16 protein-coding genes, 1 tRNA gene and 1 pseudogene are annotated in these 22,891 nt (G+C 65.2%); 3 read left to right on the plus strand and 15 right to left on the minus strand.

Annotation, left to right across the window (positions count from 1 at the left end):
* Positions 1 to 39: 39 nt before the first annotated feature.
* Both ACIA48_RS27520 and ACIA48_RS27525 read left to right on the plus strand, forming a co-directional pair.
* On the plus strand, positions 40 to 435 hold the full coding sequence (locus ACIA48_RS27520) for a globin (RefSeq protein WP_396739041.1): 396 nt from the start codon (positions 40 to 42) through the stop codon (positions 433 to 435).
* 145 nt (positions 436 to 580) lie between these two features.
* Positions 581 to 2,143, plus strand: a complete 1,563-nt coding sequence (locus tag ACIA48_RS27525) for an alpha-amylase family glycosyl hydrolase (RefSeq protein WP_396739512.1) — start codon at positions 581 to 583, stop codon at positions 2,141 to 2,143.
* Positions 2,144 to 2,241: 98 nt separating this feature from the next.
* Here the strand turns inward: ACIA48_RS27525 and ACIA48_RS27530 are convergent, their stop codons facing one another.
* The 15 genes and pseudogenes from ACIA48_RS27530 to ACIA48_RS27600 form a co-directional block, all read right to left on the minus strand.
* Positions 2,242 to 2,901, minus strand: a complete 660-nt coding sequence (locus tag ACIA48_RS27530; RefSeq protein WP_396739043.1) for a hypothetical protein — start codon at positions 2,899 to 2,901, stop codon at positions 2,242 to 2,244.
* Positions 2,898 to 3,260, minus strand: a complete 363-nt coding sequence (locus tag ACIA48_RS27535; RefSeq protein ID WP_396739514.1) for an acyl-CoA thioesterase — start codon at positions 3,258 to 3,260, stop codon at positions 2,898 to 2,900. Before ACIA48_RS27535 ends, ACIA48_RS27530 begins: the two co-directional genes overlap by 4 nt.
* A gap of 47 nt (positions 3,261 to 3,307) precedes the next feature.
* A complete protein-coding gene (locus tag ACIA48_RS27540; RefSeq protein ID WP_396739045.1) occupies positions 3,308 to 8,197 on the minus strand; it encodes an NAD-glutamate dehydrogenase in 4,890 nt (1,629 codons plus the stop codon).
* 93 nt (positions 8,198 to 8,290) lie between these two features.
* A complete protein-coding gene (gene ettA / locus ACIA48_RS27545) occupies positions 8,291 to 9,964 on the minus strand; it encodes an energy-dependent translational throttle protein EttA (protein WP_396739047.1) in 1,674 nt (557 codons plus the stop codon).
* 105 nt (positions 9,965 to 10,069) lie between these two features.
* Positions 10,070 to 10,528 carry a single-stranded DNA-binding protein gene (ssb, locus tag ACIA48_RS27550; RefSeq protein WP_396739049.1) on the minus strand — a complete coding sequence of 153 codons (459 nt, stop codon included), beginning with the start codon at positions 10,526 to 10,528 and terminating at the stop codon, positions 10,070 to 10,072.
* A 149-nt stretch (positions 10,529 to 10,677) separates the two neighbouring features.
* A complete protein-coding gene (locus ACIA48_RS27555; protein WP_396739515.1) occupies positions 10,678 to 11,112 on the minus strand; it encodes an SRPBCC family protein in 435 nt (144 codons plus the stop codon).
* Positions 11,113 to 11,187: 75 nt separating this feature from the next.
* Positions 11,188 to 12,546, minus strand: a complete 1,359-nt coding sequence (locus ACIA48_RS27560) for an aldehyde dehydrogenase family protein (RefSeq protein WP_396739051.1) — start codon at positions 12,544 to 12,546, stop codon at positions 11,188 to 11,190.
* A 2-nt stretch (positions 12,547 to 12,548) separates the two neighbouring features.
* Positions 12,549 to 13,643 (minus strand): phenazine antibiotic biosynthesis protein, encoded by a 1,095-nt coding sequence (locus tag ACIA48_RS27565; RefSeq protein ID WP_396739052.1) that lies wholly within the window; start codon positions 13,641 to 13,643, stop codon positions 12,549 to 12,551.
* A gap of 85 nt (positions 13,644 to 13,728) precedes the next feature.
* Positions 13,729 to 15,735: a cytochrome c oxidase assembly protein gene (locus ACIA48_RS27570; RefSeq protein ID WP_396739053.1), complete on the minus strand. Its 2,007-nt coding sequence runs from the start codon at positions 15,733 to 15,735 to the stop codon at positions 13,729 to 13,731.
* A gap of 15 nt (positions 15,736 to 15,750) precedes the next feature.
* Positions 15,751 to 16,242: an MBL fold metallo-hydrolase gene (locus ACIA48_RS27575; RefSeq protein ID WP_396739054.1), complete on the minus strand. Its 492-nt coding sequence runs from the start codon at positions 16,240 to 16,242 to the stop codon at positions 15,751 to 15,753.
* A pseudogene (locus tag ACIA48_RS27580) lies at positions 16,209 to 16,298 on the minus strand (MBL fold metallo-hydrolase); the annotation flags it as partial. The gene ACIA48_RS27575 and the pseudogene ACIA48_RS27580, both read right to left, overlap by 34 nt.
* Positions 16,299 to 16,632: 334 nt before the next feature.
* On the minus strand, positions 16,633 to 18,963 hold the full coding sequence (locus ACIA48_RS27585) for a glycerol-3-phosphate 1-O-acyltransferase (protein WP_396739056.1): 2,331 nt from the start codon (positions 18,961 to 18,963) through the stop codon (positions 16,633 to 16,635).
* Complete coding sequence (locus ACIA48_RS27590) at positions 18,960 to 20,648, minus strand: HAD-IB family hydrolase (RefSeq protein ID WP_396739058.1); 1,689 nt, start codon at positions 20,646 to 20,648, stop codon at positions 18,960 to 18,962. The genes ACIA48_RS27585 and ACIA48_RS27590 overlap by 4 nt, the downstream gene beginning before the upstream one ends.
* Entirely contained in the window at positions 20,645 to 22,129 is a 1,485-nt protein-coding gene (locus ACIA48_RS27595; protein ID WP_396739060.1) for a wax ester/triacylglycerol synthase family O-acyltransferase, read from the minus strand. Before ACIA48_RS27595 ends, ACIA48_RS27590 begins: the two co-directional genes overlap by 4 nt.
* 77 nt (positions 22,130 to 22,206) lie before the next feature.
* The gene (locus ACIA48_RS27600; RefSeq protein ID WP_396739062.1) at positions 22,207 to 22,644 is read right to left on the minus strand and encodes a group I intron-associated PD-(D/E)XK endonuclease; all 438 of its coding nucleotides are present in this window, start codon (positions 22,642 to 22,644) and stop codon (positions 22,207 to 22,209) included.
* A gap of 84 nt (positions 22,645 to 22,728) precedes the next feature.
* Between ACIA48_RS27600 and ACIA48_RS27605 the strand changes: the two genes are divergently transcribed.
* Positions 22,729 to 22,801, plus strand: a tRNA-Arg gene (locus ACIA48_RS27605).
* Positions 22,802 to 22,891: the final 90 nt, after the last annotated feature.

Below are 22,891 nucleotides of genomic sequence, written 5' to 3' on the forward strand. Positions count from 1 at the left end.
GCTGAGCAACCCGCTGCGGCGACAAGACACAATGGAGGAGTGACTCAGCCCCAGCGGTCGTTCTACGACGAAGTCGGTGGCCATGACACGTTCCAGACCCTCGTGTCGAGGTTCTATCAGCTGGTGCGCGAAGACGAAATCCTGCTTCCGCTGTATCCCGAGGAGGACCTCGAGGCCGCCGAGGTGCGGCTGCGGCTGTTCCTCGAGCAGTACTGGGGCGGGCCGCGGACCTACTCCGATCAACGGGGCCATCCGCGGTTGCGCATGCGGCACGCGCCGTTCGTGATCGGCTACATCGAGCGCGACGCGTGGCTGCGATGTATGCACACCGCTGTGGCCGAGATCGACTCTCAGACCCTCGACGACGAACATCGCGCCGAACTGTTGGCCTACCTGGAGATGGCCGCGCAGTCGATGGTGAACTCACCCTTCTGACGCGCGGGCCACGCCGTGGTGAACGCGGAGTTTCCTCCGCGGCCGTCGCGGGACGCTGACAGTACATTTGGCGGCGATGAGTGAAAACAGGCCCCCGAGCCGCTCCGGCGGCGACATCGGACCACCGAGCCGCTCCGGCGGCGACATCGAACCCTGGTGGTCGCACGCGCTGTTCTATCAGGTGTATCCGCGGTCGTTCTACGACAGCAACGGCGACGGCCTCGGCGACCTCGACGGTGTGGTCGCCAAGCTGGACTACCTCAAGGCGCTCGGCGTCGACGCGATCTGGCTCAACCCCGTCATGGTCTCGCCGATGGCCGACAACGGCTATGACGTGGCCGACCCCCGCGATGTCGATCCGCTGTTCGGCGGTCTCGGAGCGCTGGACCGGCTCACTGAGGCCGCACATGCCGCGGGCATCAAGGTGACGATGGATCTGGTGCCCAACCACACCAGCTCGGCACATCCCTGGTTCCAGGCCGCGTTGGCCGCCAGCCCCGGCAGCGATCAGCGCGAGCGCTACATCTTCCGCGACGGCACCGGTCCGGGTGGCGTGCATCCGCCGAACAACTGGGTGTCGATCTTCGGCGGGCCCGCCTGGACGCGCGTCGTCGAGGCCGACGGTAATCCGGGGCAGTGGTACCTGCACATCTTCGATGCCGAGCAGCCGGATCTGAATTGGGACAATCCGGAGGTTTTCGAGGATCTCGAGAAGACGCTGCGGTTCTGGCTCGAGCGTGGGATCGACGGGTTCCGCATCGATGTCGCACACGGGATGGCCAAGCCGCCTGGGCTGCCCGACATGGAAATCATCAAAGCCGACGTCCTACTGGCCGATATGGACGACGACCCGCGGTTCAACAACGACGGCGTGCACGACATCCACCGGCAGATCCGCGGGGTGTTCGATGACTACCCCGACTCCGTCGCGATCGGCGAGGTATGGGTCTACGACAACGAACAATTCGCGCGTTATGTGCGGCCCGACGAGTTGCATCTCGCCTTCAACTTCCGGCTGCTGCGCGCCCAATTCGAAGCCGCCGACATCCGTGGTGCGATCGAAAACTCCCTGGCCGCAGCGCATATCGCGGATGCGGTGCCGAGCTGGACGCTGGCCAATCACGATGTCGACCGCGAGCCGACCCGCTACGGCGGCGGGGTTGTCGGTCTGGACCGTGCCAAGGCGATGACGCTGGCGATGCTCGCGCTGCCCGGCGCGGTGTTCATCTACAACGGCGAAGAGCTGGGGTTGCCCAACGTCGAACTGCCCGACGAGGCGCTGCGCGATCCGGTGTGGGAACGATCCGGTCACACGCGGCGCGGGCGCGACGCCAGCAGGGTGCCGGTGCCGTGGGAGGGCGAAGTGCCGCCGTTCGGCTTCTCGGACACTCCCGAGACCTGGCTGCCGCTACCTGCGGAATGGGCTGCGTTGACCGTCGAGAAGCAAGACGGCGATCCGGCGTCGACCCTTGAGTTCTACCGGCAGGCGATCGAATCGCGGCGGGACCGAAGTGAATTCGACGGTTCGACCATCGAATGGCTCGACTCCCCCGCCGACACGCTGGCGTTCCGGCGAGGCGGCGGATTGCTGTGCGTGCTCAATGCCAGCGCGGAGGCGATGCCGTTGCCCGGCGGCGAAGTACTGCTGTCGAGTGCCTCACTGGTCGACGGCAAGCTCCCACCGAACGCCGCGGCCTGGCTGGTCTAGCTTTCTTCGACGTGCCTAGTTCTCCCGGCGAACGTGCGTGTTTGCGGCCGACACGCCTGGTGTTTACCGGAGTTTGCGCACGCTCGCGCCGACGACTGCTAGCGCAGAACTAACGCTGGGTCGCCGCGGCGACGGTAGACCGAGCCGAACCGTGCGTCGATGCGCAGCCACGCCGGCAGCGCCCGTACCCGCACGATCTCGTCGGTGCCGACGGCTTCACCCGACTGCGGCAGAAAACCCATTGCAGTCAAGGCGAAAACACAACGCATCGGTATCCCGACGCTCGCGCCACCCGCACTGACCGCCACCACCTCCTGGTCCAGCAGCGACGCGGGCGGACCGTGCGAACTGGAATGCTCCTTGGCGAGCGCAGTTCCACGTTGCGCCAGATCGAGGACGACACCGGCAGGCACATCGTCGAGGTGCTCGAACCCGGACTCGGGCGGCAGAGCGCCCCGCCACGCGGAGTCCATCGCGAAACCGGTCTCGACGTATCCGCTCGAGTCCATCGCGGACAGCCCAGCGGCCAGCGCGTCGGCGCCCGCGGACAGATCGGCGGGCTTCACGCGCCCCGCCACCACACGACAGGCCAGCACGTCGAACCCGGTCGACACCCAGGCCGTGACCGTGCCGCCCTCGCGCTCACGCAGCCGGATGACGGCCGCGTCGTCCAGCCGCAACGCCCTCTCGACGAACGTCGCGAGGTCTTCGCGATTCGCGGCGTCGTTCAGCCAAATACCGCGCTCAGGTTCGGTCATCGCATCCACTGCTGCAGGTATGCCCGCTGACTTTCCGAAAGCCGTTGCAGTCGCTGCTCTTTGATGTGGACAGCGGCCAGCTGCGTATCCGCGATCACCGCCGGCTTCGAATCGGGCGGGACACCTACCGGTCGCACCTCGTATCCGATAGTGAAATCGACCGAGCGCACCCGCTTCGTCCACATCGTCACCTGCAACGGCGAATCGATCAGTCGCACCTGCGCCTTGTAGGAGATGTGCACGTCCGCGATCAGCAAGCCGATGGTCTCGATCTCGGGGCCGAACGGCTCTCGCAGGAAAGGGATCCGGGCTTCCTCGAGGAGAGTGACCATCGTGGCGTGGTTGATGTGCTGGTACATGTCGATGTCAGACCATCGGACGTGAACAGGCGCAATGAAACCGTTCGTCACCCAGACGTCCCCGTTCCACTCGTACGCGTCACGCTGCGAATCTGGCGGGCCGCCACCGAGAGCGTGGCCAGATCGAGTTCCCCGCCCTCATAGATCTCGGCGAGCGTCCGCCGCGCACGCGTGACGCGGGAGCTATTGGTCGACTCCCACTCGGCGATCTTCTCCTCGCCGGTCTCGTCGGGCTCACCCACGGCCAGCACGTCGAAACACAGGGACCGCAGCGATCCGTAGATGTCATCGCGAATCGCCAACCGCGCCAGCGAATGCCACCGGTCATCGCGCTCCAGCCGTGACACCGCGGTGAGCAGGTTGTCGGTGTTGAAGTGATCCATCAACGCGAAGTAGGTGTCCGCGACCTCGGCCGGGTCGCGGTCGACGATGTCGGCGATGTCGATCACGTCGAGCAGGCTGTACTGGTACAGCCCCGTCGCGACCATGTAGGCCAGGTCGGAAGACACTCCGTGGGAACTGAACTCGTCGGCCTCCTTGGCCACGATCGTCTTGTCGTCGCCACGCAGCCACTCCGACATCCGCGGCGTCAAGGCGGCGACCTTCGCTGCGAACCGGTTGATCTCGGCGCCGACGGCAAGCGGCTGCGGCCGGTAATTGAGCAGCCAGCGTCCGGCACGATCGATGAGCCGCCGCAGATCCAGTGTCATCCGGTCGGTCACCGCTACCGACACTCCATCGTGGCCGGACGCGCGGATCTGGCGCAACACGTCACTGATCCGGAAGATGGCATTGGTCGCCGCGTAGCTGCGCACGGCGTCCACCGGCCCCACACCGACGTCTTCGGTGACCCGATACGCGTAGCTGATGCCGCTGGTGTCAACAAGATCGTTCACCAGCATCGTGGTGACGATCTCCCGGCGCAGCTGGTGCGTGCGGATATCGGCGCCGAACTCATCGCGGAGCCGGACCGGAAAGTAGACCGGCAGCCGGGATGCGAACGCTTCCTGATCGGGCAGGTCGCTGGCGAGCACATCGTCCTTGAGGGCCAGCTTGACGTGAGCCATCAGCGTCGCGAGTTCCGGTGAAGTCAAACCGATTCCGATCTCAGCGCGGCGACTGATCTCCTTCTCTGACGGCAGCGCCTCGAGTTCCCGGTTCAGACCCCGATCCTGGGCGAAATCCTTGATCATGCGCGCATGAACGGGCAGCAGGCTCGCCGAGTTCGCGCGGCTGGTGCCCAGTAGATCGTTCTGGTCGACGTTGTCCTTGAGGACCAGTTGACCGACCTCGTCGGTCATCGACAACAACAGTTCGGTGCGGTCCTCAGGCCTGACCTTGTCCGCGGTGACGAGTGAATCGATCAGGATCTTGATGTTGACCTCGTGATCGGAGCAGTCGACGCCGGCCGAGTTGTCCAACGCATCGGTGTTGATCCGGCCGCCGGCGAGATCGAACTCGATGCGGCCACGCGACGTCACGCCGAGGTTGCCGCCCTCGCCGATCACCTTGGCGCGCACCTGATTACCGTTTACCCGCACCGGATCGTTGGCGCGATCGCCGACGTCGGCGTCGGACTCGGTCTCGGCCTTGATGTACGTGCCGATGCCGCCGTTGAACAGCAGGTCGGCCGGCGCCATGAGGATCGCCTTCATCAGAGCGGGTGGCGTGAGTTCCTCGACGCCACCCTCGATACCAAGCGCGGCACGGGACTGCGCGCTGATCGGGATGGCCTTCTGCTCCCTGCTGTAGACACCGCCGCCCTCGCTGATCAGCGAGGTGTCATAGTCCTCCCAGCTAGACCGCGGCAGTTCGAACAGTCGCTTGCGCTCGTCCCACGACGCCGCCGCGTCGGGATCGGGGTCGATGAAGATGTGCCGGTGGTCGAACGCGGCCAGCAGCCTGATGTGCTTCGACAGCAGCATCCCGTTGCCGAAGACATCGCCACTCATGTCGCCGACACCGACGACGGTGAAATCCTCGGACTGGGTGTCGACGCCCATCTCCTTGAAGTGCCGTTTGACCGATTCCCACGCACCTTTGGCGGTGATGCCCATCGCCTTGTGGTCGTAGCCCACCGATCCGCCCGATGCGAAAGCGTCGCCCAGCCAGAAGCCGTAGGACTGCGCCACCTCGTTGGCGATGTCGGAGAACGTCGCGGTGCCCTTGTCGGCGGCGACCACGAGATAGGCGTCGTCGCCGTCTCTGCGCACCACGTCGTCCGGTGTCACCACCTCGCCGGTGGCCTTGTCGACGTTGTCGGTGACGTCGAGCAGACCGGAGATGAACAGTCGGTAGCAGGCCACGCCCTCGTTGCGATGGGCGTCGCGGTCCGCCGCCGCGTCGCCGGTCGGCAGCGGCGGATCCTTGACGACGAACCCGCCCTTCGCGCCGACCGGCACGATGACGGCGTTCTTCACCGCCTGAGCCTTGACGAGACCAAGGATCTCGGTGCGGAAGTCCTCCCTACGGTCCGACCATCGCAGGCCGCCGCGGGCGACGTGGCCGAATCGCAGGTGTACGCCCTCGACCCGCGGTGAGTAGACGAAGATCTCGAACCTGGGCCGCGGCAGCGGAAGTTCGTCGATCAAGCCTGGATTGAGCTTGAAGGACAGGACGTTTCGCGCACGGGCGGAGTCCTGCCGGGTGACGAAATAGTTGGTGCGCAGGGTGGCCTGGATCATCGACGCGAACGCGCGCAGAACGCGGTCGGTGTCCAGGCTCACCAAGGCGTCGATGTCGGCGGCGACGGCTGCTGCGGCGGCCTGGGCGTCGCGTCGTCGCGGCGCGTCGTCCGTCGGAGAGGTCGGGTAGAACAACGCTTCGAACAGCTCGACCAGCGACCGCGCTGTCGCGGCGTTGTCGTTGATCACGCTCTCGATGTGCGACTGGCTGTACGGGAAGCCCGCCTGCTTCAAATACTTGGCGTAGCTGCGCACAACGGCCACCTGCTGCCAGGTGAGACCTGCCCGCAGGACGAGTTCGTTGAACCGGTCGATCTCGGCGTGGCCGTGCCAGATCGCCGTCACCGCATCGGCGAAGCGCATCTGGGCGGCGTCGCGGTCAGGGCCCGGCGGCACCTCCGGAATCGACTTGTGCGGCAGACATTTGAACTGGTAGATCCACACGGGCAACCCGTCTGGACGGGTTACGGTGAACGGTCGCTCCTCGAGCACCACGACACCCATGGATTGCAGCATCGGAAGCAGATCGCTCAGCGATGCAGAGTGCCCACCCAGATACAGGGTGAGTTGTGCAATTCCGTCATCGGCGATGTTGATGAATACCGGCTTGACCGAATCGTCCTGCAGCTCTTCGATTATGGCGATATCGCTGATCGCGTCCTGCGGCGTGAAGGCCTGCTTGTACGACTCAGAGAACGCCAACGAATAATGCTCGGCCTTGGCCTGGTCGATGGAGCCGCTCCGCACGGCGCCGGTCAGCAGGTCTCCCCACGTGCGGGCCGCTTCGGTCAGCAGGTTCTGGATACGGGTCTCGTTCTTGATCGAGGAGTCGATATCCGAGGGACGCGATCCATCGGGCATACGCACCGTGAAATGCACAACGGCCCATGGTGATTCGCTGACGCGTGCGGTGTATTCGATGCTGACCCCACCCAGCTCACGGACCAGGATCGCCTGCATCTCCAGCCGCACATCGGTGGTGTAGCGGTCACGAGGCAGATACACCAGACACGAGACGAAGTGTGCGAGCGAATCGGCCCGCATGAACAGCAATGTGCGGCGCCGCGACCCGAGGTCGACGACGGCCTTGACCATGTCGAGCAGTTCCTGGGCGGGCAGCGCGAACAGCTCGGAACGGGGAATGGTCTGGATGATGTCGAGCAGCAACTGGCCGGGATGGCTCGGATCGCGCTGCGACAGCGCCAACGCCTCTCGTACACGCCCGGAGATCAGCGGTATTTCAAGCACATTGGCGTTCGTTGCCGCGACCGTGAACAGGCCGACGAAGCGGTGTTCGATGACCGTGGGGCCATGTTGTTCGCGCACCACGACGATGTAGGGATACGCGCCGTAGCGAAGGTAGCTGGGAATGGTGGCCTGAGCCAACACAAGCAGCTCGTTGCTGTGCGTCAGCTGCGGCAGCACATCCTGTCGCAGCCGGAGAACGCCGAGCCGGCTCGCCGGGTCGACCGAAGATCGCCCGTCGTCAACCGAACAACGCTGGTATCCGAGTAGTACGAAGTGCCCATCGGCAAGCCAGCGCAGCAGCGCCGCAACGTCTTTGCGATCGCGCCCGGGAAATCGGACGTCGGGGTCGTTGTCGAGTTCGTAGGCCAGCTGGCGCATCGTCGCACCCATCGCACTGGAGTCCAGCCCGACCTGTCGTGCGTCGGCCAAGACGCTGGGCAAGAGCTGGGCGACCTGGCTGAGCGCGCTGCTGTCCGCGGCTTGGCCGAGCTGAACGTGAATCCAGGACTCGTCGAAGCCTTCTCGAGACGCCGCCGGATCGGCGGGCGGACGGATGTCCAGCAGATCGCCATTCGGGCTTCGGCGCACCCGGAAGATCGGGTTCATGATCGCCGTGTACGAGACGCCGAATCGGTGCAACAGCACTGTCACCGAATCCATCACCATTGGCGTGTAGTCGGTGACGATCTGCATCGCCGGACCAAATTTCGTCGGATCGTCACGGCCGTACACCGCGACCCGGGTTTCACCTGCCGCCCTGCGCTGCCCCAAACGATGGTGCGCGGTCACCAGCGCCGGGCCCATCATCTGGCGCGACGACATGTCCACCGGCAAGGTCAGTGACGCGTCCGAGGCAGGTGCGTCGTGCGGGCCGCGGTACGTATCGAGGTAGGCGTGCGCGAGCCGCCCGATGTCTTCCGGGCTCAGCGCCTGCGGCGCTGAAGGTCCGGCGCGACTGGGACCCGGATCAGCTGGTCCGCCGACGGCTCCCGGATTCACCGACATGCGACGCTCCTCGCCTGTACCCGCGGACCGCCCGTCGTTGGACGTCGTCACCGGCCCGATGACCAGGCGACGACGTGGTCCGCACGATGGACATTAGTCTCGCGTGAGCCGGCGGTGGGTCACCCTGTGCGGACGTGCCGCTTCGGCCCCGAGTCGCTCGACCTTGTTCTCCTCATAGCCCGCGAAGTTTCCTTCGAACCAGAACCATTTGGCCTCGTTGTCGTCATCGCCCTCCCACGCGAGGATGTGCGTGCAGGTGCGGTCGAGGAACCAGCGGTCGTGCGAAATGACCACCGCGCAGCCCGGGAAATTCTCCAAGGCATTCTCCAGCGACGACAGCGTCTCGACGTCGAGGTCGTTGGTCGGTTCGTCGAGCAGGATCAGGTTGCCGCCCTCTTTAAGGGTGAGCGCGAGGTTGAGCCGGTTGCGTTCACCGCCGGACAGCACGCCCGCAGGTTTCTGCTGATCCGGACCCTTGAACCCGAACGCCGAGACGTAGGCCCTCGACGGGATCTCGTTCTGCCCGACCTCTATGTAGTCGAGCTTGTCGGACACCACTTCCCACACCGTCTTCTTCGGGTCGATGCCCGCCCGGCTCTGGTCGACGTAGCTCAACTTGACGGTGTCGCCGACCTTCACGGTGCCGCTGTCGGGCTGCTCGAGCCCGACGATGGTCTTGAAAAGGGTGGTCTTGCCTACGCCGTTGGGACCGATGACGCCCACGATGCCATTGCGCGGAAGTGTGAACGACAGATCCTTGATGAGGGTGCGGCCCTCGAACCCTTTGTCGAGGTGCTCGACCTCGACGACGACATTGCCCAGCCGGGGGCCAGTCGGAATCTGGATCTCCTCGAAGTCGAGCTTGCGCGTCTTCTCCGCCTCGGCAGCCATTTCCTCGTAGCGCCCGAGCCTGGCCTTGTTCTTGGCCTGACGCGCCTTGGCGCCCGAACGGACCCAGGCGAGTTCCTCTTGCAACCGCTTTTGCAGCTTGGCATCCTTGCGGCCCTGGACGGCGACGCGTTCGGCCTTCTTCTCCAGGTAAGTGGAGTAGTTGCCTTCGTACGGATAAGCGCGACCGCGGTCGAGTTCGAGAATCCACTCCGCCACGTTGTCCAGGAAGTACCGGTCGTGGGTGACAGCCAGAATCGCGCCCTTGTAGGCCGCGAGGTGCTGCTCCAGCCACAGCACACTCTCGGCGTCGAGGTGGTTGGTGGGCTCGTCGAGCAGCAGCAGGTCGGGCTTGGACAGCAGCAGCTTGCAGAGCGCGACGCGGCGCTTCTCACCACCGGACAGGTGGGTCACAGGCTCGTCGGCCGGCGGGCAGCGCAGCGCATCCATCGCCTGCTCGAGCTGGGAGTCGATGTCCCAGGCGTCGGCGGCGTCCAACTCCTCCTGAAGCTTGCCCATCTCCTCCATCAGCTCATCGCTGTAGTCGGTCGCCATCAGCTCAGCGACCTCGTTGTAGCGGTTGAGCTTGGCCTTGATCGCGACGCCTTCCTCGACGTTCTCGCGGACCGTCTTGGATTCGTCAAGCTGCGGCTCCTGCATGAGGATGCCGACCGTTGCGCCCGGCTGCAGGTACGCGTCGCCGTTGTTCGGCTGATCCAGACCAGCCATGATCCGCAAGACGCTCGACTTACCCGCGCCGTTGGGGCCGACGACGCCGATCTTCGCGCCGGGAAGGAAGTTCAGGAAGACGTCGTCAAGGATGACCTTGTCGCCGTGCGCCTTGCGGACCTTCCGCATCGTGTAGATGAATTCGGCCATGCCGTGGTGTTGCCTTTCGAAAGAGGGTCGAGTCGTTCTCGATAGTTCAAGCCGCCGACCATCCTAGGCGTGGCACCTACGGCCGAGCCGACCGTGTGCCTGCCGCTACGCCGACAGTGGCAGCGCTTTGCCGGACGGGCCCGCGTCATCGTCATCGCTAAAGTCGGCGGCGTCCTCGGCAAGACTGGTGACCTGCGCATCGGCGGGTTGTTTCCCCCGATCGATACGTGCGGTGCAACGGGCCAGATCCGGACCGACGGATGACGCCCGGACCTCCACCGATGAGCGCCTGTTGCCGTCGCGATCCTCGTACTCGCTGGTGTAGATATGTCCCACCACGATCACCGGATCGCCCTTCACGAGACCTGCGCTGGCACCTGCCACCGCCCGGCCCCAGCACGTCACCGTGACGAACAACGAGTTACCCGGCTCCCATGTTCCTTCTGCGGTGCGGCGGCGTGAATTGCTGGCGACGCGAAACCTGACCATCTCCTGTTCGCCGACCTGGCGGTGGATCGGATCGGTGACGATATTGCCGACGATATGAAACGGCGTCTCGAACATGATGCTTCCTTTCATTGGTGGCGACTGCCGGCGACCCGGCGCGTCGGTGACACCGCCATTGACCGTCGCGCCGCCGACATCGAGGCCGCCGAACGTCGGGCCTTACACCGGGCCTGTGGATGAATCCGTGATTGTGGAGAGCCCTCGACTCAGCTTTCGAGCGCCTTCGCGCAGCCCGCGAGAATCGCCTCGAAGCCGGACTTGAACAGCGGAGCCGTGACGGCCTCGGACACCTTGCCGCCGCCGCGCAGCGGAAAGGTGAGCGACGTGACCCATTCGACGTGCGTGCCGCCGCCCGAGGGGGTCAGCGTCAGCGTGCCGCCGTCATGGTCCATGGCGGGAAACGAGCGCACGATGAGGTAGGAGTAGCTGCGCGGCGGGTCGTAGGCGGTGATCTCCTCGCGAAGCCACATGCCCAGCGCAAGCGCATCGCGCAGCGCTCCCACGCCGGGTTCCGGTGAGCCTTTCGACCACCCCGCCTTGAAGATCAACGGCGACGCGGTGAGGTTCACCGGATCGGCGACCCACGCAAAGACGGCTTCCGCGGGCGCTGCGATCGTCCGCTCCACCCGCAGCTGAATCATCCGATCCCCCGCCTTGCCGTCGCCTTGTGCCACACAGGCTAGAGCGCCGCGCCCAGCCCCCACATCGCTTTCGCCTCAGCCGCGGATGAAGCCCTTGTTGCGCATCAGGAAGTCGGCGAGGAACCCGTCGTGTGGGATGTGCGGGGCGCTGAACCACGTGGGGTACGGGCCGCTGTACACGTTGGGGATCGTCGGCTCGCCGACGAGGTCGTCCACCAGCTGCTCGTCGTCGGTGATCGCGTTGATCACCAGCGACCCACGCAGCGGTGCTAATCCGTCGGCGCGCGACCACGGCGACACCCAGACGCACGGGAACGCCAGTTCGGTGTTGAGCCTGGTCGCGTCCGGCGCCGCGAGCAGGTGCACCGCGGGACGCAGCGCGGCGGTGCCATCACCGAAGTCGGCGACCACTTGATCGGCGCCCAGCAGAGCCGTCGTCCCTGCGGCCCGAGCGCCGACGAACTCCGCGACGGACCGCGCAGCCTCTATGGACATGACGGGCAGCACCGACGCCTCGTCGGAGATCGGCAGCAGCGCGAGCGTCGACAGCCGTTCGGCGATCGCTTCGGCCAGCTCGGTCGCGTCACCCTCGACCAGCACCGCGGTCGCGTTGACGCAGGCCGTCCCTCCGAACATGCAGATCGATTCGGTAATCAGATCGAGATGATCGCGCCAGTCCTGCTCGGCGGTCAGCAGTATCTTCGCCCGCCCGGGACCGTTGACCCACACCGTCGGATCCGCCGCGTACTTGTCGACTAGTTCCTGACCGCCGTAAACCATCGCGAGATCCGCCGCACCGATTATTTCGTCGGCACCGGAGTAGTCGGTGGGCAGGTAGCACACGTCATCCTCGCGAAATCCACTCTCGCGCAACGTTGTGATCAATCGCTGACCGGTGAACGGCTCGCGCCGTGACGGGCGCACCGCCACCCGGTATCCCAGTGCCAGCGCCTGCGGCCAAAGTCCGTGCACCCCAGGCGCGTTGCCGGATGCATGCACCGCGAACACCTCGCCTCGGCGGGCCCACACGGAGCCACCATTGGAGATCGTCCGCCAGTCCTGTTCGGCGGCGCGCGGCTGAGCCGGACGCACCGATTCGCCCACGGCGGCCACCTGGTCGGCCACGCTGCGCGCACCGGCGCGCGTCACCGCGATCGGCAGGCCCGACACCCGGCTGGTCACCTCGACGTAGCGGTCAAAGTCGAGCCCGGCGATCTCGTCGGACAGAAACATCTTTGCCGCGCGAGCCAGCGCCGCCTCGCGCACCGCGGCGGGCAGCGGCCGCGTCTTACGCTGCGCGTTGACGGCACGAGCGATGTACAGCGGAGGCGCCACTGTCATCTCGGCGACCGGGGCGCCGGATACGTCGGTGATCAATTCGCGCTTGCGGGTTCGGTATTCGCCACCTGGACCCAGCGCATCGATAATGGCCACGATCAGTACACGCCCTCGATCACCGTTTCGCCCTCGAACGTCGCCACCGGGGTTACCTCGCTCACCGAATCCCCGATCTGGCCGGGCAATCCGGGCATCCGAATCGCACTGTCGCGTTCGAGGTTGTTCGGGATGAACATGCCCTTGCTGATGTGGTTCATCACCACCTGTCCGCGTTGCCCCTCCCCAACTCGTTCACCGGTGTCGGGGTCGACCACCCAGAACACGATGTAGGGCGCGCGGGGATCGAACACGAACTCGCCGTGCGGCGTCATGCGGGTGATCCCCTGCGACAGGATCATCGTGCTGCCGAACGCCATCGTGATCGTGGTCTGCGGGAAGATGTCTCGCAGCAACTCCAGCGTGTCGATGTCGACGTGTGCGCCGCTGAGCAGCACGTAGCGGATGCGCTCGTTGACCAGCTCCACGAGACGGTCGTTGCGCGCGATCGCGTCGAAAAGCGGTGGCGACGTGTGCAGGTTGGCGACGTTCTGCGTCTGCAGAATGAACCGCGCTTGTTCGAGGACGTGGTCGACGTACATCGACACTTCGGCGGCGGCGCCACGCGCGGTGAGTTTCTTCACCCAGCGCGGATCCAGGTCGACGCCGTGAAACGCCGACCCCAGACGCCGCGACACCTCGCGTGAGAAGTAGCCGACGCCATGCGGACCACTCGGCATAAGGCACACCAGTCCGCCGCCGCGAACGAAGCCTCCTGTCGCGAAATCCTCGACCTGCCAACGGGTCACCTGCTCGACCCAGTCGGGCAGCTGCGCGGTTCGCTTCGGCGCCCCCGTGGTCCCGCCGGATTCGAAGATCAACGGGATCGGCGGTGTGCTGCCGTATCCGCGCGGGATCAGATCCTCGACAGGAGCATCGCGAAGTTCATGGAGCAGATTAGGAAACCTGCGGAGGTCGTCGAAGGTCTTGATGTCGGTCAGCGGGTCGAAGTCCAGGTCCTGCACCGCCCGCAGCCAAAACGCACATCCCGTGTCGTCGCCGAAATGCCATGCGATCGCCGTACGCAGGAACGCGTCAGGGTTTTCGGGTGTTTGGTCGCGCGGGACGTCCAGCAACGAGAAGTCGATACCGGTCACAACACCAATAGTGTCACCGGCGAGCGGAAAACTACCGACCGAATGTCACGAAAAAGCTTGCGTTAACTTGCCATTCGGCAAGCATTTACCGCGACTGCTCCTCACGACGGGCGAGTTCGGCGAGCATCCTGTTGTATGCCGCGAGGTCGGCCTCGTCGTCGCGGTCGGCGGCGCGGTCGAGTCTCTTGGCGGTACGTTCATCGCTGCGGCGCCACTGGATCAGCAGTGCGGCCATCACAATCACGAGGGGTAGCTCGCCAGCCGCCCAAGCGATTCCACCACCCAACCGCTGATCACCCAGCAGGTCGTTGTGCCAGTAGAGCTGCAGCGACTTGTAGAACGGTTCGCCAAGTACCGTGTTCGTGCTCATCAGCACCACGCCGAAGAACGCGTGGAACGGCAGCGATGCGAACACCATGCCGACCTTGCCCAGCGGCGGGATCGGCCGCGGTGTCGGGTCGATGCCGATCACGACCCAATAGAACAAGTAGCCGGTCAGCAGGAAGTGCAGGTTCATCGCGAGGTGGGCAGGGTGGCTGTCCACCGCTGCATCGAAGATGCCGCCGAAGTACAGCCCGTAAAACCCGGCGACGAACAGGAACGTCGCGACGAACGGGTTGGTGAGCACGCGTGACACCCGGGAATGCAGCGCGGCGAGCAGCCACTCCCTCGGCCCAGGCGGATCGTTACGGCCGGCGGCGGGCAATGCCCGCAGCGCCAGTGTGACGGGTGCGCCGAGCACGAGCAGGATCGGTGCGAGCATCGACAGCAGCATGTGCGCGGCCATGTGCATGCTGAACATCGCAGGCATGTACCGACCTACGCCCGACGACGTGGCGAACAGCAAGACCAAACATCCCAGGAGCCACGCCACGGTCCGGCCCGCCGGCCACGTGTCACCGCGACGTCGCAGCCTGACCACTGCGGCTACATATACGAGGGCGAACACGATTGCGGCCGTGCCGAATACCAGGTCGAAGCGCCAGTCCAACAGGATGCGGAACAGCGTTGGCGGCCCTGCGAGGTCGTATCCGATCTCGATCACAGGAATCGAGGGGTTGAAGATCGGGGGTGCCGGCGGCGGTGTCCGGCCCAGCGCGACGGCGATGCCGAACGTCAGGCCGAAGACGACCGCTTCCACGAGCGCCAACCTGATCAACGGACCACGCGACGCCGGATCCGCCTCGAGCGCGGCGATACCGCGACGGCGTTGCAGCCACCCCACGCCGCCGAGCACGCACAGCGCCGCCGTCTTGCCCAAGATCAGCCAGCCGTACGTCGTGTTCAGCAACTCTGCCGGTTGCACCCGGACCAGAGCGTTGACGACACCACTGAGCGCCATGGCCACGAAACACCACAATGCGACCGTCGAGAACCGCCGCGCCGCCAGGTCGCCGTGTTCGCCGCCGCGCAGCGCGTGCACCAGCAGCGCCAGCAGCCCGCCGGCCCACAGCGCGCCGGCCACGAGATGGATGAGCAGGCTGTTGGTGGCAAGGTCGTGCGAGCCGCCGGAGGCCGAGTGACCGGTCAATGCCAGCGGCAGCAGGGTGGCCAAGGCTCCACCGAACAGCAGTGGGGTGGGTGACCAGCGGAGCACCGGGATGCTGGCGATGGTCACGGCAGCGGCGATGAACGCGGTCCACCGCCACGCCCCCGCGATCTCGACCAGGCTCGCCACCGACCAGATCGCGGACGGATCGAGGCGCGAGGAAATCGGCTGGCCTGTGACGTCGGAGACGGTCAACGGGACCAGCAGCGCGGCGCACACGGTCCACACCCCGGACGCGACGGTGCCGAGCCGCAGCGCACGGTAGCCGCCCGCATCGAGAACGCCGTTGGCCTGCGGCGGCACCAAGAACGCGGCGAACATGAACGAACCGACCGCGATCACCGCGGCGATCTCCCCCGCCGCACGCAGAAACGGCAGGCCATAGGTGGTCACCGGCCCTGGATCGGGCAGCCCCGTCGCCGTCAGCGCATCCGTCAACGACAGCGCAGCCAGGCCCGCGGCAACCGCGCCGGCCAGCACCGCGACGCCAACGAGCACCGGCGATACCGGGCTGCTGCGCACGCTGGATACGACGGTGGTCATCTGTTCAGCGTATGGCTAGCCACCGGCAGCAGCCGAAAAGAGTCTCCGTCGCGGTGAACATGACAGCCCGACGGGCTTCCGAAATGGCTCCCGATGATCACAGTCGACGTATCGGCGAATCGTTCGAGGAGCCCTTCGGGTCACCGCGGCGGCGTCCTGGTCGGTGTCGTAGGTGCTCGACCAGTCGGGCCGGGCGATCTGACAAGGCGTGTGGAGTAGGTCACCGGTTATCACCGCACTCTCGCCCTGCGACTCAACAAGCACCGCAATGTGGCCAGGAGTGTGGCCACGTGAGGGAAACAGCATGACTTGCGGCGCAAGTCGGCTAGAAGGTTCGATGGAGATCGCTAGTCCCGCGTCGACGATCGGGTCCACCGAATCCGAGAACACGGCGCACGCATCAAACTTGTAACCTGGGTCCGTGAACTGCTCCCAATGGCGGTATTCGCGGTCGACAAAGTAGTAGACGGCGTTCGGAAATGTGGGTTGCCACGTGCCGTCTCCCATTGCGTGTTCCAGCCGACATGGTCGACGTGTAGGTGAGTATTGACGACGGCGCTCACATCGTCGCGCTCCCAAACCCCGCCGAAAGCATCGAGGTATACGTGTCGAGCCGATTGAAGTCGGCCCGAGAACGTATCTTGTTGTTGCCAAGTCCGTTGTCGACGAGAACTCTTCGGTTCGGCGTCTCCGCTAAGAACGAGTGGTAGCCCATGTTAAGCCGCCCGTCTTCGATGTCATGCGGGGCAAGCCAACGCATTTCCTCGAATCGACGACGCGGGAAGCAATCCATCGACGAGGGCGTCGAGCGGAAACCCAACTTTCGAGCTCGACCACCTCGGTGATCGTGACATCACCAATATGCCAAGCTTCAGTAGGCATTTCGTGCTAGGCAGGTCAACTGCTCGGGCTGCGGCGCGCAATCTCGCGTGCATAGAACTGTTCGCGGGAGAACTGCTCGACCTTGTCCATGTCGCGCAGAATTCCGCGAAGCTCGTCCGCGAAGGCCGCTCGGCGTTCATCCAGATCGGCCGCAGGCGTCAACAAGTTCTGGTCGGCGACCACCTGGCGTGCCGTCGCGAACAGTAGGGCGGACACCGACTCATTGCTACGCACCCGCTGCTGCGCGCTGTACTGGTTTCCGAGGCCCAGCGCCCGCTTGGTCAGCGCCTTCTCGTCGATGTCGGCGGGCGATTCGCGCAGCACATCCGCCACGATCTCGTACGCCTCGAAGAACGGACGCAACATTGCACCCGCAATCAGCGGCTGTTTGGCCCGCAGGACGTTGTCGACGTCTCCCGACGCGACGAGCGACTCCCAATCCTGGTGCCACGACATCTCTTCGGCCACATGCTCACGGAAAGCGGCGGAGTCCGCGAAATAGAAATCGAACTTGAGTAGATCGCGCAAACGCATCGCCTGACTCCAGAACGCCTCCAACCGGTTACCTTCGGCGCGCCCCGAATAAGCCAGAGCCAGTTCGACGATCGACGTTTCGAGGAACGCGTCGATGAGCGTGTTGCGGTAGAACGCCGCCTCGTGTTCGTCCTCAGGAGCGATCCGCCACACCGGCTCGCGGCCACCGTCGACACAGGTGACCGGATGACGGTTGGACAGGGCGTCGAGCGCGGCGCGCACCCCATCGGGCGTCCGCAACCGCAGCGCGCTGTTGGTCATCGGAGTCTGCTTGCGCTCCAGATAATCCAGCGCGTCCTGCAATGTGTGGTGCAACTGGTCGAGAGTCAGGGCAACCCCACGGGTGGTGAGCAACAGCGCCGACACCAGTGCAGTGGCGTTGACCGGGGTGGCACGCAGAATCCGCCACGCCACCTCGAACGCCATCTTCTGCATTGCAAGGCGTTTCGCGGCGTCGTCGGTGGTCATCGGGCCATGCGGGGCGCCTAGGTACTCGCGCATCGACACCGCTTCGGGGAAGCGGACGTAGATCTTGCCATAGTTGCGCTCCCCCTGCGCCCGGATGTAGTTGACAAGCCAGGACAGACCCTCGGGCGTCTTCTCACCGCCCTGCGCATACGCGGCGTACTCGGCGGTTTCGTGCAGCTGGTCGAAGCTGATCGACACCGGCTGCAGCAGAATGTCGTCGCTGCGGCCGTCGAGATACGCGTCGGCGACATAGGCGAGCAGACCGAGCTTGGGCGGCAACATCTTTCCGGTCCGCGACCGGGTTCCCTCGATCGACCAGCTGAGGTTGAAGCGCTTCTCGACGATGTATCCGACGAACTGCCGCAGCACGTACTTGTACAGCGGGTCGTTGAGCTTGCGGCGCAGGAAGATGACGCCCGAGTGCCGCATCAACGGACCCATGAACCCGAACGACAGGTTGATGCCTGCGAACGTGTGGACCGGCGGTAATCGGTTCTCCTGCATCGCCACCGGCACGATCACACCGTCGAGATAGGACCTGTGTGAGAACAGCAGCACCGCCGGATGGTTCTCCAGACTGCCGCGCATCGCTTCGACCTGGGCACGGTCGTAGTCGACTTTCGGGTCGAAGCCGCGGCTGAAGATGGCACGGCCCAACGACGGGATCAGATCGACCGAGAACCGGCTCCACCCCGTGGACAGCTCGTCGAGCATCTCGCTTGCTTGCTCGACGGTCGCATCCGGGATCTGTTCCAGGCCTTCGCGAAACCGCGACGAGGCCAGGATCTCAGGACCCATCAGGCGCGGGGACTTGTATTCCGGTCCCAGCAGGCGCAGCTCGACACGCTCGATCGCCAGCGCTGCGCGGCGGATGACGAATCGCGCGAATTCACGTGAGTTCTCGGCCACCGTCGTGTCGGCCCACTGCTGGCGCAGCTCCGAAACCTTCGCGGGCTCACCGGCGACGACCCGGGCGCGAGACGGATCCTTGCGCAGGATGCGGCGCTGCAGAATTTCTGGCGGACGATAGGTGTCACGGCCGGACAGCAGCGACACCACCTTCGAGCGTGTTGGCAGTCCGCCCGGTACCCAGAACACTCGCACCGGTACGACGGACCGATCCTCGTCGGCCTCCAGCTCGGCTACGAGCTGAGCGAGTACCCCGGGCGGCGGATCGCCGTCGGGCAGCCGCAACACATCGACCTTCGAGTCGGGATACTCGCGACGCTGCTGCTCCAGCCAGTCGGTGAGCAGTTCCTGCTCGGCGGGCGATGCCACCGACGCGAGCACGAGCGCGTCGTCGGTAGTCGTGAACGGTGCGACCTGGTCCGCGGTGAATTTCACGGCCGGCCCTTCGGCGCAGCCTTTTTCGTCGTCGTCTTCGTGGCAGGGGTCTTCTTCGCGGCTGCCTTCTTACCCGTTGACTTCGCGGCCGTCGAGGTGGTGGTGGACTTCTTAGCGGCCTTCTTAGCGGCCTTCTTGGCGGGTGCTTTCTTGGCGGGTGCCTTGCGGGCGCTCTTGGTGCGCGTGTACAACGCCGGAGTGGGCAGCTCGTCCTGCGGCCAGTCCTTCAACGTGTCGAGGTAGAGATCGCGGACCTCGGCGATGCGTTCGGACAGGTTGTCGTGTGTCCAATCGTCCACGGGGATCGGCGGATACACGACGACATCGACGATGCCGGGATTGAATGTGCTCGAATCACGGGCAGCGATCACCTCGGCGTTACGAATCACGATGGGCACGATCGGGATTCCTGCCGACATCGCTATCCGGAACGGCCCCTTCTTGAACGGTCCCACCTCGGTGGTGTCCAGCCGCGTGCCCTCCGGAGCGATGAGGATCGACAGTCCCTTGCGCGCCAGCTCCTCGACCTTCTTGAGTCCCTCGATCGCCTTCTGAGGATCGTCGCGATCGATGAACGCGGCGTCCATGATCTTGCCCATGGTGCCGACGATCGGGTCCTTCTCCAGCTCCTTCTTACCGACCGAGGTGAAGTTGGATTCGACGAGTCTCCCGGCGATGAGCGGGTCGGCCTGGTTGCGGTGGTTGAAGATGAAGACCGCAGGCCGTTCGGCCGTCAGGTTCTCCTTGCCCAGAACGTTCAACCCGACGCCAATGGTCGTCAGAAGTGTCTTGCCGAACGTCGACGTGAAGAAGTTGACTCCGGTGCGCCGGTTCTGGGTCAGCAGACCGAGACCGATCGCGCCTGCGGCGATCGGCACCATCGATGCGATGCCTGCGGCGGTGCGCAGCTGCGAAATCGGGCTGGCGCCACTACGACTGGAGAACCTCAGCACCGGCCAACCACGCTTGGCGGCGACCGCCGCGAGCTTGCCCGCCGGGTTGGTGGGCCGCGGATTGCCGACCAGATACATCAGCGCGACATCTTCGTCGCCGTCAGCGTAGAAGTAGCTTTTCGCCAAGTCGACACCGTTCTTGGCGGCGAACGCCTGCACCGCCCTGGCCTTACCCGGACCCCAGATGATGGGGGTGAGCACCTCACCGGTCAGCAGACCGTGCTCGTCGGTCTCGAACTTGTTGCTCAACACGTTCTTGATGCCGAGGAAACGTGCGACGGGCTCGACCTGGACCGTCAGCGCTGACGAGCTGAGCACCACAGTGTGGCCGCGGGCCATGTGGGCACGGACGAGCTCACGCATCTCCGGATAGATGCGCCCCACGATCTTCTGGACGAACAGGCGCTCGGCCAGCTCGTCGATGTCATCGAGGGAATTGCCGCGCAGCATGCGGGCACCCTTGCCGATGAGATCCTCGAATTCGGAGCGCCCAAGTTGATGGTTGAGCCCGGCCTGCACCATGCCGATGAATTCGCCGACCGACATCTGGCGGCGACGCAACCGGTCCTGCGTCATGACCACACCGGTGAACCCGGCAACCAGCGTGCCGTCGAGATCGAAGAACGCGCCGACCTCGGGGCCGGACGGACTCGCCTCGATCTCGGCGACCGAACCCGGCAGTCGCATGGTCTTGCGGATGGCCTGCGAGGCTTGGCCGTTTCCCGAAGTCATTGCAGCGCACTTCCGTTCGGAGAGATTTGGGCGGGTTCGGATGGGTCAGCGGAGAACGACGCCGGCACCGCGCGGCCGTCGCCGCCAAGGGCCAGCACTTCGTCGAAACCAGACAGCAGGCAGCTCGCCCACAGGTCCGGGTCGTTGATCGAGGCGCGATCGTAGCGCGTGGTGATGGTGCAATACCCGGAGCGGGAGATCAGCACCACCATCATCGCCACGCCCGGCAGCGGACCAATCCCGTACTGCCGCAGGATCTTCGCTCCGGCGATGAATGTGTCGCCGGCGTACACGGGCACGTTGCTGGCTTGCACGTCGGAGTTGACGATCGAACCCGCCATCGACTCGAGCACCGAATCGGGCAGCAGGCTGATCACCGGCGCGATGGCACCGACCATGTCGATGGCCCGCTCTTCACGCTTGCTCGTCATCTGCGAGCGGATGTTCTTGATCCGCACCTCGGGGTCCTGCAGCCCGATCGGTGCGGCGAGATTGACTCCGGCAAACCGGTTTCCACCCGCGGGGTCGGCGTCGGATCGCAGGTTGACGGGCACCGCCATCGGCAGAGCGTCGATGGGAACGCCCTTGGCCTCGTGGTAGCGCCGCAGCGCGCCACACAGGCCGGCCAGGTACGCATCGTTGATGGAGCCGCCCGCGGCCTTCGCCGCGCGATGCAGGTCGCCGAACTTGATGTCGATCGCCTCGCTGCGCGACGAGAGGCTGCGCCGGCGGAGCACCGGCGACGGTTCGGCGACCGGCCCCAGTACGCGCGCACCGGACATCGCATAGCCGATGACGCTGCCCATGCGCGAGACCGGGTCGCGAATTGCCTCGGTCACCACATGAGCGGCGCCGGACACCACGCCGCGGACGCGGCCCGCGATCGTGCCGGGAAGACGCCTAACCCCTTGGCGCATCAGATCGTTGGGCGAGAGGTCCTGCGGGATCGGCAACGGCGGAATCGCCTGCGGTGCGGGCTCGCGCTCCAGGTCGTAGATGTGGGCGAACATCTCGACGGCGCCGACACCGTCGGTGATGGCATGGCTCAGATGCATCATGATCGCCGCACCACCACCGTCGAGTCCCTCGATGAGCGTCGCGGTCCACAGCGGTCGGGAGATGTCGAGCGGCGACTGCGCCGCAACGTCAGCGAGGTCGAGCACCTGGCGCAGGGTGCCCGGTTGGGAGATCCGGATCCGGCGAACGTGGAAGTCCAAGTTGAAGTCGGGGTCGATGACCCACCGCGGCGCAACCGTCGGCAGCGTGGGCGTGACCACCTTCTGCCGCAGACGCAGCACCTTGCGTGAAGCGTTGTCGAACCGGCGCCGGAACTGCTCCCAGTCTGGGTCGGCGTCCAGGATCTCCAGGGTCATGATCCCCGAGCGGGTACGCGGGTTGGCCTCACCGCGATGCAGGATCTGGTCGAACGCGCTGAGTTCCTCCGGGAGTCCGTCCGCGTCGAGGTCCGGCACATCGCTCATTGCCCGTCGCTCCCCTTCCCCATATGACCGTTCGGTGGTCACCACGCTAGTCCGCTCCGCGGTAGCGCGAAGTCCCTTTAATGGCCGTCGCGAAGCGGCAGGGCGCTCGGCAGCTCCCGGAAGGCCGCAGCGTCCAGAACTCCTGCTTGCTGACCGTTCTTGCTCGGCGCAATTCGGAGCGTGACCGACGCGCCATGTGCGTCGGGCCGGACGTAGTAGCACTCGTCGGTCTCCGGGCAGTAGATGCACACCACATCGATGGCGCTCTTATCCATCCGTGTTGTGTGAGTCCCGTTGCGGCCCGCCCACGTGGACCGAAACATAATGCTGACGGCACCTGCGCGCGCCGACCGGTACTTGACCTGGAGGCGGTGGAAATCTCCACCCGCATATGCGACGACATCGAACGGCGCGTGCTCGGTCGCCGGAAACAGGACCGTGAATCCCTTGCTCACCAAATCGGCGTGGGCCTTGGCAATGCCGAGATCGCCCTTGTCCCTGGTGTGGTGCGCCATTCACAGCAGAGTAATGGATGACCCATCCATCAGTTTGCGGGAATTCGGCTAGGGTGTAGCTTCTGGTCGCGTGTCTTAATCATTGCCCCCGTGGCGCAACGGATAGCGCAGCGGATTTCTACTCCGTAGGTTGCAGGTTCGAATCCTGTCGGGGGCGCTCTGTGCGATCGGCGCTTCCCACCGAATATCCACCCCGCCGCGTGGGGCGTCCCGCTGAATGAGACTGCGGGTTGTCCCGCGTTCACCT

The sequence above is a fragment of the Mycobacterium sp. NPDC051804 genome, from assembly GCF_044452905.1.
In the GTDB taxonomy this organism is placed as follows: domain Bacteria; phylum Actinomycetota; class Actinomycetes; order Mycobacteriales; family Mycobacteriaceae; genus Mycobacterium.